Consider the following 15,934-nt stretch of genomic DNA (forward strand, 5'->3'; position numbering starts at 1 on the left):
TGCAGGAATCTGCAGGGATCAGATACCGGTTTCAGGAGAAGGGAGAGCGGAGAAAATGAAATTAATTACGTTGATCGAAGATACGACCCATGGACCATTGAAGGCGGAACATGGCCTCTGCATTTATCTTGAAACGGAGCATCACAAACTGCTGTTTGATGTAGGATCTTCCGATCTGTTTCTGAAAAATGCCCGTGCCTGTTCCGTTGATATCGAACAGGTGGATACCGTTGTGATATCCCATGGACATGAAGACCATGGCGGAGGACTTGCGTCTTTTCTTTCCGTAAATCATCACGCGAAAATATATCTGCAGAAAGAGGCCTTTCAGAAACATTACGCAAAGCTGCCGGACGGACCGTCATATATCGGATTGGATCCGGAGCTGATGCGGCATCCGCAGGTTGTTTTGCTGAATGGAAATAAACGACTGGATGATGAACTGGAGCTGTTTACCCATGTACCGGGAGAATGTTATCCCACAAATAAAAATCTTCTGAAGGAAGATTTTGCCCGTGATACGTTTCAGCATGAACAGCATCTGATCATTCACGGTGAAAAAACTGTATTGCTTATGGGCTGCGGACACAAAGGGGTTCTGAATATCCTGCAAAGCTGTCCCTGTAAACCGGATGTTGTGATCGGCGGATTTCATTTATTCAGCCCGCGGACAGGGGAAATGCTGCCGGAGGAAACCGTTCGGAATCTGGCGCACAGCCTGCCGAAAATCATTTATTATACCGGTCATTGTACCGGAAGCCAGGCCTTTGACCTCTTGAAGAAAGAGGGGGTGGATATTCATGCCTTATCCACGGGAACAGAGCTGGAGATTTAACTATTCGCAAAAGACAACTTTAACGAAAAGTTACATGTTTTTCACAGAGGAAACTATCTATGAACCTATCTGCGCTTTATGATCCGCTGCCGGATCCCGCTGCTTATTTAGAACGTATTCAGTGCGATTTTTCGAATTCATTAAACAAGGCGTATCTGGATCATCTGATTTTTCAGCACCAACTGCTGATTCCATTTGAAAACCTGGATATTATTCCCGGCGGCAGGCTGATTTCTCTGGAAATTCCGGATCTGTACCGCAAAATTGTCCGGAAGAAACGGGGCGGCTATTGTTTTGAACTGAACAGCCTGTTTTTCAGTCTGCTGACTGCACTTGGCTATCAGGCATATCCTGTGCTCTGCAAAGTTCTGGAAGGTTCTGATCCCTATTATCCGGCGCTGCATCGCGCTACAGTTGTCCGGATCGGGGACTCAAGTTACTATTGTGATGTGGGCTTTGGCGGACCGGTCCCCGGCGGTGCTTTGGAAATTCAGACCCTTCATCCGGAAAAAATAGCCATGGATACTTACCGGCTTGTTTCTCTGCCGCATCAGTGGCTGCAGCTGGAACGCCTGTCAAAGGGCAGGTATGTGCCTATGCTCCGAATTTGTCTGCAGCCCCAGGATCCGGCGGATTTTCTGGCGTTAAGTCATTATTGCTGCTGTCAGGCCCAGGAAGAATTCAATCATTTTACCGAAGGAATGCTTCTGAATATTCGTCTGAGAAATGGATATGCTGCATTAAACGGACCGTTTCTGCAGGTGGTAAACGGTGATGAGAATTCATGTATACAAAAAAGAATTCATGAAAAGGAAGAAATGGATCAGGTTCTGACCCAAATCTTCCGTCTGCCGGAACACCTGCTGGATCATCTGACCCAGAATGAGATTCGGCCCTGAGAATATTTTTCTCCGTTTTCTCCGCTGCAGGCGCTCAGTCTTCCGGATACGTCGGTACTGTCAGGTAAGCGCCGGAATGAATGATATTTCTGTCGTTGATATGATTCATCTTTTTGATTTCCCGGATATAGGCTCGATTGCTGACGGTACCGGATGTATTATAGGTCTGGGCCAGATCGGACAGAGTCATGCCTTCCTCGATATAAACCGAGGTATATACGGCTTTTCGGTCATGACTGGGGGAGGCGTCTGTTTTCAGGGCGGAGGCGGCGAAAATGCCCGCGGCAGCGCCCAGCACCAGGAAAAAGATACAGATTCCGGCAAAGCGCCGTTTCATTTTTCGCAGCTGCTTCTCTCTCGCTGCACGGATCCGTCTGTTCCTGTGGGATTCGCTGTGGATACAGGAAGGATCATACTGGTTTCTGCTGCAGAAATCTTGCTTACTATATGCTGCTGTGTACATCATTCATAACCTCCTGTGTAACTAATTGCCAATGGTTCGAATACATGTTCCGAACTCTTGTTTGCATGCTTATAATATCGAACTTCTGTTTGGTTGTCAACCGAAAAGCAAACGTTTTTTCGGAATATATGTTTGCTTTTCTCTTTGCTCCATGGTAAAATTATAATAAATATTATACTTTATTCAGAATCAGCAGATCCGGCTGCGCTCGGTCTTTTCCTGCCGTTCTTCCAGGCGCTCTGCTGTGAGGAGGATATCACATGGCCTATGGAATAATCAGCAAGAAACAGAGTGAAATTCTTGACTTTATCAAAAGTGAAATTCTCAGCAAGGGCTATCCGCCGGCAGTGCGTGAAATCTGCGACGCGGTGCATTTGAAATCCACTTCTTCTGTCCACGCGCATCTGGAAAAGCTGGAAAAAAACGGATATATCCGCAGAGATCCCACCAAGCCACGGGCCATAGAAATCATTGATGACAATTTCAACACGATTCGCACAGAAACTGCCAGTGTCCCGCTGATCGGCAAAGTTGCCGCCGGTATCCCGATTACTGCCGTAGAGAATGTGGAATCCTATCTTCCGGTTCCGGCGGATCAGATTCCCCGAGGGGAAACTTTTATTCTGCGGGTACAGGGAAACAGTATGATCAAAATCGGGATTATGGATGGGGATTATATTCTTGTTTCTCAGCAGAATACAGCAGAAAACGGGGATATTGTGGTTGCTTTGATTGATGATTCCGCGACGGTAAAGACCTTTTACCGGGAATCGGATCACATCCGGCTGCAGCCGGAAAACGATGAAATGGATCCGATTCTTGTACAGGATGTGACCATACTCGGAAAGGTGTTTGGCGTGTATCGCTTTTACTGATTGCCTTTTTCCGCAAAAAAGCAGAGAGCTATGTATGCTCCCTGCTTTTTTTGGCCTAATACTGGATCTCTACAGTTTTTCCGTCTGCCTTTATAAACGTCATATCGGTCATGTGCAGACGGCGTGCTGTTTCTTCGGCACTATACTGATATGTCTTTTCTTCAGGTTTCTGGCATCTGATGATCGCAGTTTTTCTGCCATGATCGTCATAGTGCTTTTCAACAGCTGGTGTGCTGTCCTGAACAAACACGATATCAGCCGCCTCATCGAGCGTGATCTGTTCAAGCCCATCGATCAGTGACACATGCTACGATGTTATCGCCGTCAAGAAAAAATTTTGTAGCAACATATCTTACATCAGGTCTTTTCACATTGAATTTCTTTTCCATAATACATAGGCGCAAGGGAACCTGCGAATTTATTCGCAGGTTCCCTTGCGCCATCCTCCTTTTGTTTTTTGGAAAACAAAATTAAGCTGTTACGCGTTAAGCTTTTAAGTCTTCCGGATCCATAAGCTTTCCGTCTTTCCAGATTCTCTCCAGATCGTAGAAGAGCCGGTCCTCTTTCAGAAAAATATGAATGATGATATCTTTGTAATCAATAAGGAACCAGCTGGATCTCTGATTTCCTTCCTTCCGGCACTCGGTGTACCCGGCTTTATACATTTTTTCATCCACGTTATCCACCAGAGCGCTCATCTGACTCTGGTTTCCGGCGGTCGCAATCACAAAATAATCTGCAATCACAGATACTTCGCTGATATCAATTACTTTAATTTCCTCTGCTTTTTTTTCTTCCAGTGCAGCGCATGCAACGGAAGCCATTTTTCTGGATTCATCGTACATTGTGTAGGATCTCCTTTTCTTCTGATAGTACTGATAGGCCAGATTGGTTGTTGTATCAATCGTTCCGTTCGAATCCTTCAGATATTCCACGGTGTCAGAAAGGATTCGATACACGGTTTCTTCCAGATCTGTCTGCGCTGTTTTCCGCAGCTGTTCCAGATGAGGGGCCTGATTTCTGCCGGGTTCTATGTAGTCAGATACAAAAATAATCTGATCCAGCAGATTCATGGCCGGCTCACCGGTGGTATGGACGGAAATGGCATGCAGAATTTCCGGATCTGTGACACCATAGTGTTCCCGGGCCAGAATAGATCCGCATTTGGCATGCAGAAGGGTCAGATTCCGGCGTTCCGCTTCACTGACCGGTACACCATGGGATTCACAGTAAGAAATTCTCTGGGAAAGGGGCATGTATTTCGCACAGTCATGCAGCAAAGCGGCCGTTTCCGCCTGACTTCTGTCGGCGCCGTACCGGTCCGCCAGTGTCCGTGCGGTGTCCACGACCCCCATCGTATGCTGATATCTGCTTTCTTTCAGTTCATGCTGCAGCTGTTCCTGCATTTCCGAAAATGTCACTTTTCTTCCTCCCGAATGTACAGACTGTGTTCCCGGATATATGCTTCTACACGGTCCGGAAGCATATAACGGATAGTTTTTCCCGTTTGAACCCTCTGGCGCAGTTTTTTGCCGGATACGTTAAAATTCGGAGTTTCCAGTCTGTGGATTCTGCCATGGTATTTGTCCTGCAGATAGGCGATCTGCGTGTCGACTTTTTTCTCATTATAGGTATCCCGCACAGCGGCCAGAAGAATGGCCTCCCGGCAGATCAGCTCCGGATGCTTCCAGGTTTCGAATTCAATCAGTGAATCCGCGCCGACAATAAAATACAGCTCCGCATCCGGATACTCTGCCTTGAAATGCTGCAGTGTGGAATAGGTATAACTGACGGTGTTTTTCTGTGTTTCGTAGTAGGAAATCGTAAAACGGGGATTGTCTGCAATCGCTTCTTCTACCATCCGGCATCTGTGATAAGTCATGGCTTCCCCGCCGTATTCTTTATGCGGGGCATGACCGGTGGGAAGAAAAATCACCTGATCCAGATGATACTGATGCATCGCGTTATCACCGATAATCAGATGACCGTAGTGAATTGGATTGAAGGTTCCCCCAAGGATTCCGATTCGTTTTGAACTGCTGTCCATGCTTCTGACCCTCTGCTCAGGATTTCGGTAAAATAATTTTCGGTTCGTCTTTAAACGGACGGTACAGGATGATTTTTCGTCCGATTACCTGTACAACCTCGGAACGGGTGCGGCCCGCAAGCATTTCGGCAATTTTACGGGGATCTTCCATGCAGTTTTTCAGAACTGTGATTTTAATCAGTTCATGGGTGTGAAATCCTTCGGTTACAGCTGTTACCAGCTCCGGTGTCAGGGAACTCTTGCCGATCTGAAACAGAGGGGTAAGGTTCATGGCAAGGCTCCTGAGATATGCGCGCTGTTTGCTCGTCATGTTAGATGCTCCTTTTCCTGTATTAAAAGTTTTCTGTACGGAAAAAGCAGGATTTTACTGCTCTTCTATTTGTAATAATCAAATGTCAGACCGTACATACGGACGGTATCGCCCTCCTGAATCCCTGCTTTTTCCAGTTCATCCAGGATGCCCTGCTCTTTCAGAAAGTTCTGGAAAAACAGGAAGCCCTTTTCCGAATCAATGTTGGTATACCCCAGCATCTTTTCAATCCTGGGTCCTTCTACCACATATTCCGCTTCCTTGCTGTCATAAGAAACCGTATAGGGATCTTCTGAGAAAAGATGATATTCCGGAAAGTATTCCTGGGAATAAATCACCGGTTCAGAGTCATCTGCTTCCAGCATGTTCTCAATGGCATAGAGCAGTTCACGGATTCCCTGGCCGGAAACTGCGGAAATCGGATAGACACGGGTTCCTTCCGGTTCCAGTGCCCGGCGCAGGGACGCAAGGGCTTCGTCCTGTTCCTCCGGTGTGAGAACATCCATCTTATTGGCGGCGATCATCTGCGGTTTGCGGGCCAGGGCCTCACTGTACTCTCTCAGTTCCCGGTTAATTGCCCGGATATCCTGAAGCGGGTCTCTTCCTTCAGTAGATGCTGCGTCCACGACATGGACAATGACGCGTGTGCGTTCAATGTGCTTTAAAAACTCGTGGCCCAGTCCGACGCCTTCCGAAGCGCCTTCAATCAGACCCGGGATATCTGCCATCACAAATCCGCGGCCGTTGCCCAGGTCCACAACCCCCAGATTCGGATTCAATGTCGTGAAGTGATAATTGGCAATTTTCGGATTGGCATTGGAAACATGGGATAAGAAGGTGGATTTTCCTACATTGGGAAATCCGACCAGTCCGACATCTGCGATGACTTTTAATTCCAGGATTACTTCCAGCTGCATGCCCGGTCTGCCCGGCTGTGCGTATTTCGGTACCTGCATGGTGGATGTGGCATAGTGCTGGTTGCCGTTTCCGCCGCGGCCTCCCTTTAAAACAATCTGGCGTTTTCTGTCACCGGACATATCCGCGATGACTTTGCCGCTTTCTGCCTCTTTAATAATGGTTCCTGCCGGAACTTTCAGAATGATGTCTGTGCCGTCTTTGCCGTGGCATCTGCGTTTTCCCCCCGGCTCTCCGTTCTGTGCCGCGTAGGTATGGCGATGCCGGTAATCGGATAACGTGTTCTGTCCTTCATCGATTTCAAAGATGACATCTCCGCCTTTTCCGCCATCTCCGCCATCCGGGCCGCCATGGGATACATATTTTTCGCGGCGGAAGCTGACTGCTCCATCGCCTCCTTTTCCGGATCGGATCACGATTCTGGCTGTATCTGCAAACATGGGTTTCCTCCTGTTTCAAAAAAACAGACCCGTCAAATCTGGCGGGTCTGTCTTAGCAAATGCGTATTCTTATTCGTTGCTGGCAACTGGATATACGGAAGCCTGTTTTTTGTCTCTTCCTTTTCTCTCAAATCTTAACACGCCATCAACCTTGGCATACAGAGTATCATCGCCGCCAATTCCTACATTCACACCCGGGTGAATCTTGGTGCCGCGCTGTCTGTAAAGAATATTGCCGGCTTTTACAAACTGTCCGTCTGCTCTCTTGGCTCCAAGTCTCTTTGCCTCAGAGTCACGTCCGTTCTTTGTGGAACCAACACCTTTTTTATGAGCAAAGAACTGAAGATTCATATTCATCATAGCTGTTACACCTCCTTAATAATCAAATCAACATATCTGCTATAGTTATTCTCAATCTCCTGAATTCCCAAAAGGAAGGACTGCATCAGCAAGTCGGCATCCTTTCCGGGTGCTCCCTTCAGCCGGAACCGAATCCGGGCCTCCGCCTCTTCTGCTTCATGTTCAAAAGAAGTATCGGTAAGCCTTTCGATGGAGTTGATACAGTTAATGGTTAACGCAGATACAGCAGCACAGATAATGTCGGTGCCCTCTTCTGCGTATTCCGCATGATCCCACACGTCAAACCCGGTGTACAAACCGGCGGAATTCCGGTAAACTGTAACTTTCACCATAACAAACACCTAAAAACTAAGCATTGATTTTGTCAATTTTTACCTTAGTATAGCACTGTCTGTGGCCGTTTTTCTTATGATAGCCGGTTTTTCTCTTGTATTTGTAAACGATCACTTTCTTTGCGCGTCCGTTTTCTACAACAGAGGCTTCTACAGTTGCGTCTGCAACAGTAGGAGTTCCGACTTTTAAAGAACCGTCATTAACAGCTAACACCTGGTCGAATGTAACTTTTTCGTCTGCTTCCGCATTGAGTTTCTCAATGGTAATGACATCTCCTTCAGAAACTTTGTACTGTTTTCCTCCGGTAACAATGATTGCGTACATAAATGGCACCTCCTATTATCATTACTCGCCAGTTCCGGTGCTGTATTTCTACAGACTTCTACCTTCCTGAGCGGCATACTGGTGTATTTTAGCACAGCATCAATCAGAAGTCAACTGATCTGCCAGGCATTTCGAGATTTTTTTACGGGTGATTTCCACCAGACCCAGGGCGGTCCGATCAATGACCTGAGCCGGAACCGGATCCTCCTGCAGCAGCATCTGCATCTGACGCATCAGGGCATGGTTGGCTTCTTCTGACTTCATATTGATAAAATCGATCAGAATGATCCCGGACAGATTACGAAGCCTGATCTGACGGGCGATTTCCAGGGCAGCCTCCCGGTTTGTTTTCTGATAATGGAGTTCCTTGCTGTGTTTTCCACTGATGCTTTTTTCCGTGTTTACGTCAATGACTGTCAGGGCTTCCGTGGGTTCGATAATCAGTGATCCGCCGGATTTAAGCCACACTTTTTTTCTGAGCGCTTTTTCCAGCTGGGACGAAAGCCCTGCGGCAGATGCCAGCGGATAGGAATCTTCATACAGGCGAACCGGCGGCAGCGGCAAACTTTGATTCTGCTGTTCGGCAGTCAGTTCCTGACAGATCTCCGGAAGATCTGTTACAATCTCCGTCACCCGGTCCGGCCGCACACGGTGCATCAGACGGATGTACTGGGGAATTCCCTGATACAGACAGCTGTAGCAGCTTCTGGTTTCGCTCTTCCGCAGAATGGCGGTCAGTATGCGGTCCAGCTGTACCCTCTCCTTTTCCAGTTCTTCCTCTTTGGCGAAACAGGCATTGGTGCGTACAATAATGCCATAGTCCTTCCGCGGCATGGACTCTGCAGCTGCTTTCAGCTTTTTACGGGTATCCGGATCGATTTTCCCGGAAATACCGAGTTTGCGGTCTCCTGTGGTCAGTACCAGATATTCGCCTGCCAGGGATAGATTCGTAGTCACAGTGGGAACTTTTCCGCCTTTTGCGTCTTTTTGAATCTGTACCAGAAGCTCATCACCCGGGACAATTTTTCCTGCAGCATTCTGGGCTCTGACCCGATGGCAGTGTTCTGTATGCTCCAGGCTCAGATAGGTCGAAACTCCAGGAGCAATATCGACAAAGGCTGCCTGTATATTCGGTACAATTTTCCGGACTTTTCCGATATAAATACTCCCAATCCGAAGATTCTGCTCGGTTGGTTCCGCATAAATTTCGGACAGCCGACCGTCTTCTGTCAGAGCCGTCAGTATTCTGGTCTTATGGGAGGTGACTGCATGATTCAGTTCGGTAACAATCAGTTTCTGTTTTTTCATAGGGCTTCTGCAGCAGGCTGTAAAATCGGAGTGCCCAAAGCATCCAGTGTTTTCCAGGCTCCGGGAGCGCCGGTATATACATCCAGCCGACGCCGCTCGTAGCAGTAAGGGTCAAAGGTTTCTCCGAAATAATTCAGAAAATCCGAAAGCACAAGTTCCGGCTTGATGTTTTCCTGGCTGCCGGCCGATAGCTTCAGAAACACTGCCGGACGGCCCTCAGACTCCACGGCCTTCATGCTGTAAATCAGCGGTTTGATATCCAGGACACGCTCGGATTTTTTTGATTTTTTGGTTACCGTAATGATTTCCTGCGCTTCATAATAGGTGCGGATCCGATCCTGCAGCAGGTCAAATGCGACAGTTCGTTCCTCCGGAAGAACGGTATAGCGATAGTCGGCACAGGTTACCAGAGACATGGATGGTTTGCTGTCATCCGGGAGAAGCACATAGTTCAGCACTTCGATTCCGTCTGCCATCTGGGCGTTCAGCTTTTTCAGCGCAGTTTCCGTGGATTCTGTAGAATTGACTTCTATGTCAAAATATTCCCCGTCGCCAATCATACCGACGCCCAGCGGAAGAGCAAAAGACATAATCTGATGGGGATGGAATCCCTGGGTATAGCGGATATCAATACCGCTTCTGCGGATTGCCTTCTGGAAAAAGCGCATCAGATCCAGGTGTCCGATGTATTTCATTGTGTCATATTTCCGGAATTTAATTCGGATTTTCATAACAGACTCCTTCCTTCCATACTGCGGCTCCGCATCCGCTGCACTGTTCCCGGCAGTTTGGCGTCACTTTACCGGCGAGGGCCTGCTGCCATTCCCGGTAAAGAAACTGTTTGCTGACACCGGCATCAATGAAGTCCCAGGGGAAGATCTCCTCTGCCGCCCGCGGCCGTACCGTATAAAAGTCCGTATCGATTCCGGTTTCCTGAAAGGCTTCTGCCCAGTGGGAACGGTCAAAAAAGTCTGTCCAGGCAGCGAAAATACCGCCCTTTTCATAGACGCGGATCAGCGCCTCGGAAAGTCTGCGGTCGCCCCGGGCCAGGATTCCTTCGATTACTGTCACATCGGAAGAATGCCAGTGATAACGGATGCTTTTCTGATTCGTCTGGGAACGAATCGATTCTTTTACTACGGATGCCCGGTGCTCAAAATCTTTCATCCGGCACATGGGATACCACTGAAACGGCGTAAAGGGCTTCGGAACGAAAAAGGAGGTGCTTACCGTAATCTGGCATTTCCCGTTCCTGGACTCCTTCGGAATTTCGTAATACTGCTCCGCGATTTTCTGTGCCAGTTCGCCTATGGCCCGCATATCTTCTTCGGTTTCCGTGGGCTGTCCAAGCATAAAATACAGTTTCACTTTATTCCATCCGCCCTGAAACGCCAGAGAGGCACCGGACAGAATCTCCTCCTCTGTCAGCCCCTTGTTAATGACATCACGCAGGCGCTGGGAACCGGCTTCCGGCGCAAAAGTCAGACTGCTTTTTTTCACATCCTGCAGCCGGGACATAATCCCCAGGGAAAAGGCGTCGATGCGCAGTGACGGCAGGGTCACGGAAATTCCCTGGCTTGCGTACTCTTCTGTGAGAAAATGAAGCAGCTCTTCCAGTTCGGAATAATCACTGGAACTTAAGGAACTCAGGGATATTTCATCCTGGCCGGTGGCCGCAAGCATCTGCGCAGCAGCCTGCTTCAGCATTTCCACCTTCCGTTCCCGCAGGGGACGGTAAATCATTCCGGCCTGACAGAACCGGCAGCCCCGGATGCAGCCCCGCATAATCTCCAGTACCACACGGTCCTGCGTCGTTCTGAGAAACGGAACAAGCGGACGTTTGAGAAAATACTGGCCTTCCATGTCGGTCACAACCTGTTTCCGCACTTTTTCCGGAACGCCCTCCGCGGTCGGAACAAAGGAGGCAATGGTCCCATCGGCGTGATAACTCACCTCATACAGGGACGGCACATAGATTCCCTCAATTCCGGCTGCCTGCCGCAGAAATTCCTGCCGGGAACAGGAGCTATCCTTCCGGCAGGCCTGGTACAGATCCAGGAGACGGTCATAGGAGGTTTCCCCTTCTCCGATATAGATCAGATCAAAAAAATCCGCAATTGGCTCCGGATTGTATACACATGGGCCGCCTGCAATGACAATGGGATCCTCCCAGGTCCGTTCTGCCGCGCGGAACGGAATGCCGGACAGGTCAAGAATCTGCAGAATATTGGGATAACACATCTCATACTGCAGGGTAATGCCGAGAAAATCGAAGGAACGGATGGGATCCTGCGATTCCAGTGCAAACAGGGGGATGTTGTTTTCTTTTAAAATTCGATGCATGTCCGGCCAGGGGGAATAGACCCGTTCGCACCAGACATCTTTCCGCTGATTGAACATTTCATACAGAATCTGTATGCCCAGATGAGACATACCGATTTCATAGACATCCGGGAAGCAGACAGCAAAGCGGATCCCGACAGCAGCGGGATCCTTCTGGATACTGTTAATTTCATTGCCGATGTATCGCTCCGGCTTTTCTGCCTGCATCAGAAGACGTTCAGAAAGCGCCAGTTTTTTCATAGTATTCCTCCATTATGCCGGCGTTTGGTCCGCCGGTTCTGCCAGAGTCCGGTAAAAGCAGCTGTGATGGCCCGTATGGCAGGCTGCGCCGGTCTGAATGACAGAAGCAAGTATGGTATCGTTGTCACAGTCAATGGCCAGGGCCTTCACTTCCTGAAAATGGCCGGAAGTCATTCCTTTGACCCACAGTTCCTCCCGGCTTCTGCTCCAGTAGGTCATTCGGCCGGTCTGCATGGTGGCAAGGTATGCTTCTTCATTCATATAGGCAAGCATCAGGACTTCGCCGGTGCCGTATTCCTGTACAATGACCGGAACCAGGCCGAGGCTGTCTGTCTTTAAATCGGAAAATGAAAGCGTTGCCTTCCATTTTTTTGTCTGTTCTGTCATGGTTCCTCCTTACAGGCTTCCTTTAGTGGAAAGAATCCCGTCGATTCTTCCGTCCCCGGCTAACGCGGCATCCAGGGCGCGGGCAGTGGCTTTAAAAATGGCTTCGATGATGTGATGGGCATTTTTTCCCTCCAGGACTTTGATATGGAGATTCATGCCGACGTGGGAACTGAGGGCATAAAAAAATTCATGCACCATTTCCGTATCAAAACCGCCCACGGAGGGCACACGGAAATCATAGTCAAAGACCAGAAAGGCTCTGCCGGAAAGATCCACAGCAGACAGTACAAGGGCCTCATCCATCGGAAGAATCATACTGCCGAAGCGGCAGATCCCTTCTTTTGTGCCTGCTGCCTGGCGGATCGCCTCTCCGAGCACAATAGCCGTATCTTCGATGGTATGATGGCAGTCCACTTCCAGATCGCCGCGGGCCGTCACCTGCAGATCAAGAAAACCGTGGCGGGCAAAACTGTTCAGCATGTGGTCGAAAAAGCCGATTCCTGTATGAATATCTGTCTTTCCGCTGCCGTCCAGATTGATGGTGATCGTAATATCTGTTTCTCCTGTTTTTCTGCTGACCGTCGCTGTACGCTGATTCATAAATCTTCCTTTCTCTTACTTTTCCTCAAAACGGACACGGATGGAATTGGCATGGGCTGTCAGGTGTTCTGACTCGGCAAAACGGATGATATCCTCATGGATTTCCTCCAGGGCTTCTCTGGAATAAGAGATAATGCTGGATTTTTTGATAAAATCATCCACAGACAGGGGAGAAAAGAATTTTGCTGTGCCATTGGTGGGCAGGACATGGTTCGGCCCGGCAAAGTAATCCCCTAAGGGTTCGCTGGAATATTCACCAAGGAAAATCGCTCCGGCATTGCGTATTTTTGTCATAACCTGATACGGATCTTTTGTGACGATCTCAAGATGCTCGGAAGCAATGGCATTGGCGGTGTCCACAGCAGTCTGCAGATCCTCTGCGATGAGGATATATCCGTAATTTTCCAGAGATTTTTCAATGATGTCCCGACGCGAAAGTACCTTCAGATAGCCGTCAATCTCCCTGTTTACCTGCTCTGCCAATGCCGGGCTGGTGGTGATCAGGATCGCGCTGGCCATTTCGTCATGCTCCGCCTGGGACAGCAGGTCAGCGGCCACATAATGGGCATTGGCGGTTTCATCCGCAATCACCAGAATCTCGCTCGGACCGGCGATGGAATCGATGCTGACATATCCGAAGACCGCTTTTTTGGCCAGAGCCACATAGATATTGCCGGGACCGACGATTTTGTCTGTTTTCGGAATGGATGCGGTACCGAATGCCATCGCGGCAATGGCCTGCGCACCGCCCACTTTGAATGCGCGGTCGATGCCTGCTTCTTTTGCAGCGATCAGTGTGCCGGGATTTACTTTTCCCTCTTTGTTACAGGGGGTACACATGATAATCTCATCCACACCGGCCACTTTTGCAGGGATAATATTCATCAGCACGGAAGAAGGATAGGCTGCTTTTCCACCGGGGACGTATACCCCCGCCCGCCGGATCGGTGTCACTTTCTGACCCAGTAACGTTCCTTTTTCTGTGCTGTCAAACCAGCTGTACTGCTTCTGCTTCTCGTGATACGCGCGGATATTTTCCTTTGCTCTCCGGATGACGCGGATGAAATCCGGATCTGCAGAGGCATAGGCTTCTTCATACTCTGCCTCTGTAATCTCTACTGTCTCCGGTGTCAGAACCGCGCCGTCGAACTGTCTGGTATAATCAAAGACTGCCGCATCGCCGCGTTCCCGCACACTGCGGATGATCGCATTTACACTGTCCTCATAACTGGAATAATTGTTGGGGCTTCTCTTCAGAAGGTCCTCCAGGATTCTGTCGGTTGTTTCCTTGTTTAAATTTAATGTACGCATTCTGTCAGTACACGCTCCTTATTTACTCTTTTTCCTGCAGCAGTTTCCGAAGCCGGGTGATAATATCCGTAATCCGCTCCTGCTCCATTTTCATGCTTACGGGATTCACTACCATACGCGCAGACAGGGGGGTGATTTCCTCCAGAACGTTCAGGCCGTTTTCCCGCAGGGTGGTTCCTGTTTCCACAATATCCACGATTACATCCGAAAGTCCCACAATGGGGGCCAGTTCGATGGAACCGTTGAGTTTGATGATTTCCACTGTCTGGTGCTTTTTATTGTAAAAATAATCTTTTGCGATCTTCGGATATTTTGTGGCAACCCGGATCTGTTCATGGTGATTCAGCAGATCCCGGGCACTTTCCTTTCCGCAGACGCACATTCTGCATTTTCCGAAGCCCAGGTCCAGCACTTCATAGATATTGCGGCCTTCCTCCAGAATGGTGTCCCGGCCCACAATGCCGATATCCGCAGCTCCGTATTCTACATAAGTAGGCACATCCGGACCTTTGGCAAGAAAAAACCGCAGTTTCAGTTCTTCATTGACAAAAATCAGTTTCCGTGTTTCCTTGTCTTTTACCTCTTCACAGGGAATCCCGATTTGTTCAAACATATCCACCGCCTGATTGGCAAGCCGGCCCTTTCCCAGGGCAAATGTCAAATATCGCATACTCTCAATCTCTCCTTCGTGTTATCCAAGATAGTAAATCAGATCCTGGATGCCGCTGCGCCGCGCGGCGGCTTCATAAATCTCCTTTGGCCTGGATGCCGTGACTTTCATCAGTTCCACTTTTTCTCCGGACATCCGAAGATCACAGGCGTCTTTCAGCGCATCTTCCCGGCGTTTATCTGTATAAAGGATCCAGCGTGTGTTTTTCGTCAGGGGAATCTGAATCTTCTGTCTGCTCAGTGCAGTAAACAGCTGGTCTACAATAATGGCAAATCCGGTAGCCGGCGCGTCCTTTCCGAAATAGGTCAGCAGCTGGTCATAACGTCCTCCGTTTACCACTGCTTCCCCGCTGCCGAACGTATATCCGGCAAAAATGATTCCGGTATAATAATTCAGTCCGGATACCAGTGCCAGCTCATAGGATACATAATGGCTGACCCGGTAATAATCCAGAAGAGTATCCAGTTCAATGAGGCGGTCCAGGGCCTGATAGATTTTTTCATAGTCGGCCGCCAGCTTTCTTGCCTGTTCCAGCGCTGCCCGATCCATAGCGACGGATTTTAACAGTCCGAAAAGTTCCGTAAGATTCTGCTCTAAGTTCAGTTTTCCCACAATTTCATCGACACCGTAAAAGTTACGGTTCAGAATCAGGGTGCGGATCTCCTCCTGCATGTCTTCATCAATACCGGATGCTTCAAACAATCCGGACAGGTAATCCACATGTCCCACAGAGATCTGGAATTTTTTCAGTCCGGCAGACTGCAGCAGTTTTACGGATAAGGCAATCATCTCCGCGTCACCGTCTACCGATCCGTCTCCGATCAGCTCTGCGCCGAGCTGGGTCCGTTCCTTCAGGCGGCCCTGATAACTGTTGTTATTGATAAAAGTATTGCCGGTATAAGAAAAACGAAGCGGAACATCCTCATCCTGAAAATAAGTGGCCGCGCATCTGGCAATGGATGGCGTGATGTCCGGCCGAAGAACCAAGGTATTGCCTTCCCGGTCAAAAAATTTGTAAAGATCCCGGGAGGATGTGGCGCCGTATTCCTGGTTAAACACATCAAAATATTCGAAGGTGGGGGTCTGTATCTGATGATATCCGTAAGTCTTCAGCACTTCATAGAGCTTTTTCTCCAGTATCATCTTTTTCTCACATTCGTCGTTATAGATATCCCGTACGCCCTCCGGTGTATGAAGAATATTATTTTTCATGAAAACCTCCTGTATTCCCATGGCACTTTAGCGTGCTACCATGCTACCACGTGAAATTACGT

Annotated in this window: 20 protein-coding genes; 3 read left to right on the forward strand and 17 right to left on the reverse strand. The window is 48.8% G+C overall.

The window, feature by feature from the left end:
- The first annotated feature begins 55 nt into the window (after window positions 1-55).
- Together CXIVA_RS11375 and CXIVA_RS13550 are read left to right on the forward strand one after the other, a co-directional pair.
- The gene (locus tag CXIVA_RS11375) at window positions 56-835 is read left to right on the forward strand and encodes an MBL fold metallo-hydrolase (RefSeq protein ID WP_013978186.1); all 780 of its coding nucleotides are present in this window, start codon (window positions 56-58) and stop codon (window positions 833-835) included.
- Between the two features lie 59 nt (window positions 836-894).
- Window positions 895-1,734, forward strand: coding sequence for an arylamine N-acetyltransferase (locus tag CXIVA_RS13550; protein WP_013978187.1), 840 nt, complete (start codon window positions 895-897; stop codon window positions 1,732-1,734).
- A gap of 34 nt (window positions 1,735-1,768) precedes the next feature.
- Here CXIVA_RS13550 and CXIVA_RS13555 read toward each other — a convergent pair whose 3' ends face one another.
- Window positions 1,769-2,200 (reverse strand): LysM peptidoglycan-binding domain-containing protein, encoded by a 432-nt coding sequence (locus tag CXIVA_RS13555; RefSeq protein ID WP_013978188.1) that lies wholly within the window; start codon window positions 2,198-2,200, stop codon window positions 1,769-1,771.
- A 257-nt stretch (window positions 2,201-2,457) separates the two neighbouring features.
- On the opposite strand from CXIVA_RS13555, the gene lexA reads away from it, so the two are divergent.
- Window positions 2,458-3,072 carry a transcriptional repressor LexA gene (gene lexA, locus CXIVA_RS11390; protein ID WP_013978189.1) on the forward strand — a complete coding sequence of 205 codons (615 nt, stop codon included), beginning with the start codon at window positions 2,458-2,460 and terminating at the stop codon, window positions 3,070-3,072.
- A 55-nt stretch (window positions 3,073-3,127) separates the two neighbouring features.
- On the opposite strand, the gene CXIVA_RS11395 is transcribed toward lexA, so the two are convergent.
- The 16 genes from CXIVA_RS11395 to hisZ all read right to left on the reverse strand — a co-directional run bounded on the left by CXIVA_RS11395 (window position 3,128) and on the right by hisZ (window position 15,872).
- Window positions 3,128-3,376 carry a hypothetical protein gene (locus tag CXIVA_RS11395; protein WP_013978190.1) on the reverse strand — a complete coding sequence of 83 codons (249 nt, stop codon included), beginning with the start codon at window positions 3,374-3,376 and terminating at the stop codon, window positions 3,128-3,130.
- A 181-nt stretch (window positions 3,377-3,557) separates the two neighbouring features.
- Complete coding sequence (gene yqeK, locus CXIVA_RS14415) at window positions 3,558-4,493, reverse strand: bis(5'-nucleosyl)-tetraphosphatase (symmetrical) YqeK (protein WP_013978191.1); 936 nt, start codon at window positions 4,491-4,493, stop codon at window positions 3,558-3,560.
- Window positions 4,490-5,119 (reverse strand): nicotinate-nucleotide adenylyltransferase, encoded by a 630-nt coding sequence (gene nadD / locus CXIVA_RS11405; protein ID WP_013978192.1) that lies wholly within the window; start codon window positions 5,117-5,119, stop codon window positions 4,490-4,492. The genes yqeK and nadD overlap by 4 nt, the downstream gene beginning before the upstream one ends.
- Before the next feature lie 16 nt (window positions 5,120-5,135).
- Window positions 5,136-5,429, reverse strand: coding sequence for a ribosome assembly RNA-binding protein YhbY (gene yhbY, locus CXIVA_RS11410; protein WP_013978193.1), 294 nt, complete (start codon window positions 5,427-5,429; stop codon window positions 5,136-5,138).
- A 65-nt stretch (window positions 5,430-5,494) separates the two neighbouring features.
- Window positions 5,495-6,784: a GTPase ObgE gene (gene obgE / locus CXIVA_RS11415; protein ID WP_013978194.1), complete on the reverse strand. Its 1,290-nt coding sequence runs from the start codon at window positions 6,782-6,784 to the stop codon at window positions 5,495-5,497.
- 69 nt (window positions 6,785-6,853) lie between these two features.
- A complete protein-coding gene (rpmA, locus tag CXIVA_RS11420; protein WP_013978195.1) occupies window positions 6,854-7,144 on the reverse strand; it encodes a 50S ribosomal protein L27 in 291 nt (96 codons plus the stop codon).
- Window positions 7,145-7,149: 5 nt separating this feature from the next.
- Window positions 7,150-7,476, reverse strand: coding sequence for a ribosomal-processing cysteine protease Prp (locus tag CXIVA_RS11425; RefSeq protein ID WP_013978196.1), 327 nt, complete (start codon window positions 7,474-7,476; stop codon window positions 7,150-7,152).
- A gap of 16 nt (window positions 7,477-7,492) precedes the next feature.
- Complete coding sequence (gene rplU / locus CXIVA_RS11430) at window positions 7,493-7,801, reverse strand: 50S ribosomal protein L21 (RefSeq protein WP_013978197.1); 309 nt, start codon at window positions 7,799-7,801, stop codon at window positions 7,493-7,495.
- Between the two features lie 99 nt (window positions 7,802-7,900).
- Window positions 7,901-9,109: a ribonuclease E/G gene (locus CXIVA_RS11435; RefSeq protein ID WP_013978198.1), complete on the reverse strand. Its 1,209-nt coding sequence runs from the start codon at window positions 9,107-9,109 to the stop codon at window positions 7,901-7,903.
- Complete coding sequence (locus tag CXIVA_RS11440; protein WP_013978199.1) at window positions 9,106-9,840, reverse strand: TIGR03936 family radical SAM-associated protein; 735 nt, start codon at window positions 9,838-9,840, stop codon at window positions 9,106-9,108. Before CXIVA_RS11440 ends, CXIVA_RS11435 begins: the two co-directional genes overlap by 4 nt.
- Window positions 9,824-11,692, reverse strand: coding sequence for a TIGR03960 family B12-binding radical SAM protein (locus CXIVA_RS11445; protein ID WP_013978200.1), 1,869 nt, complete (start codon window positions 11,690-11,692; stop codon window positions 9,824-9,826). The genes CXIVA_RS11440 and CXIVA_RS11445 overlap by 17 nt, the downstream gene beginning before the upstream one ends.
- A gap of 12 nt (window positions 11,693-11,704) precedes the next feature.
- The gene (gene hisI, locus CXIVA_RS11450; RefSeq protein ID WP_013978201.1) at window positions 11,705-12,079 is read right to left on the reverse strand and encodes a phosphoribosyl-AMP cyclohydrolase; all 375 of its coding nucleotides are present in this window, start codon (window positions 12,077-12,079) and stop codon (window positions 11,705-11,707) included.
- A 9-nt stretch (window positions 12,080-12,088) separates the two neighbouring features.
- On the reverse strand, window positions 12,089-12,679 hold the full coding sequence (gene hisB / locus CXIVA_RS11455) for an imidazoleglycerol-phosphate dehydratase HisB (protein ID WP_013978202.1): 591 nt from the start codon (window positions 12,677-12,679) through the stop codon (window positions 12,089-12,091).
- Window positions 12,680-12,694: 15 nt separating this feature from the next.
- Window positions 12,695-13,990: a histidinol dehydrogenase gene (hisD, locus tag CXIVA_RS11460; RefSeq protein WP_013978203.1), complete on the reverse strand. Its 1,296-nt coding sequence runs from the start codon at window positions 13,988-13,990 to the stop codon at window positions 12,695-12,697.
- 22 nt (window positions 13,991-14,012) lie between these two features.
- A complete protein-coding gene (gene hisG, locus CXIVA_RS11465; protein ID WP_013978204.1) occupies window positions 14,013-14,660 on the reverse strand; it encodes an ATP phosphoribosyltransferase in 648 nt (215 codons plus the stop codon).
- Between the two features lie 21 nt (window positions 14,661-14,681).
- A complete protein-coding gene (gene hisZ, locus CXIVA_RS11470) occupies window positions 14,682-15,872 on the reverse strand; it encodes an ATP phosphoribosyltransferase regulatory subunit (RefSeq protein WP_013978205.1) in 1,191 nt (396 codons plus the stop codon).
- Window positions 15,873-15,934 lie beyond the last annotated feature (62 nt).

Source organism: Clostridium sp. SY8519, from assembly GCF_000270305.1.
Lineage (GTDB): Bacteria > Bacillota > Clostridia > Lachnospirales > Lachnospiraceae > SY8519.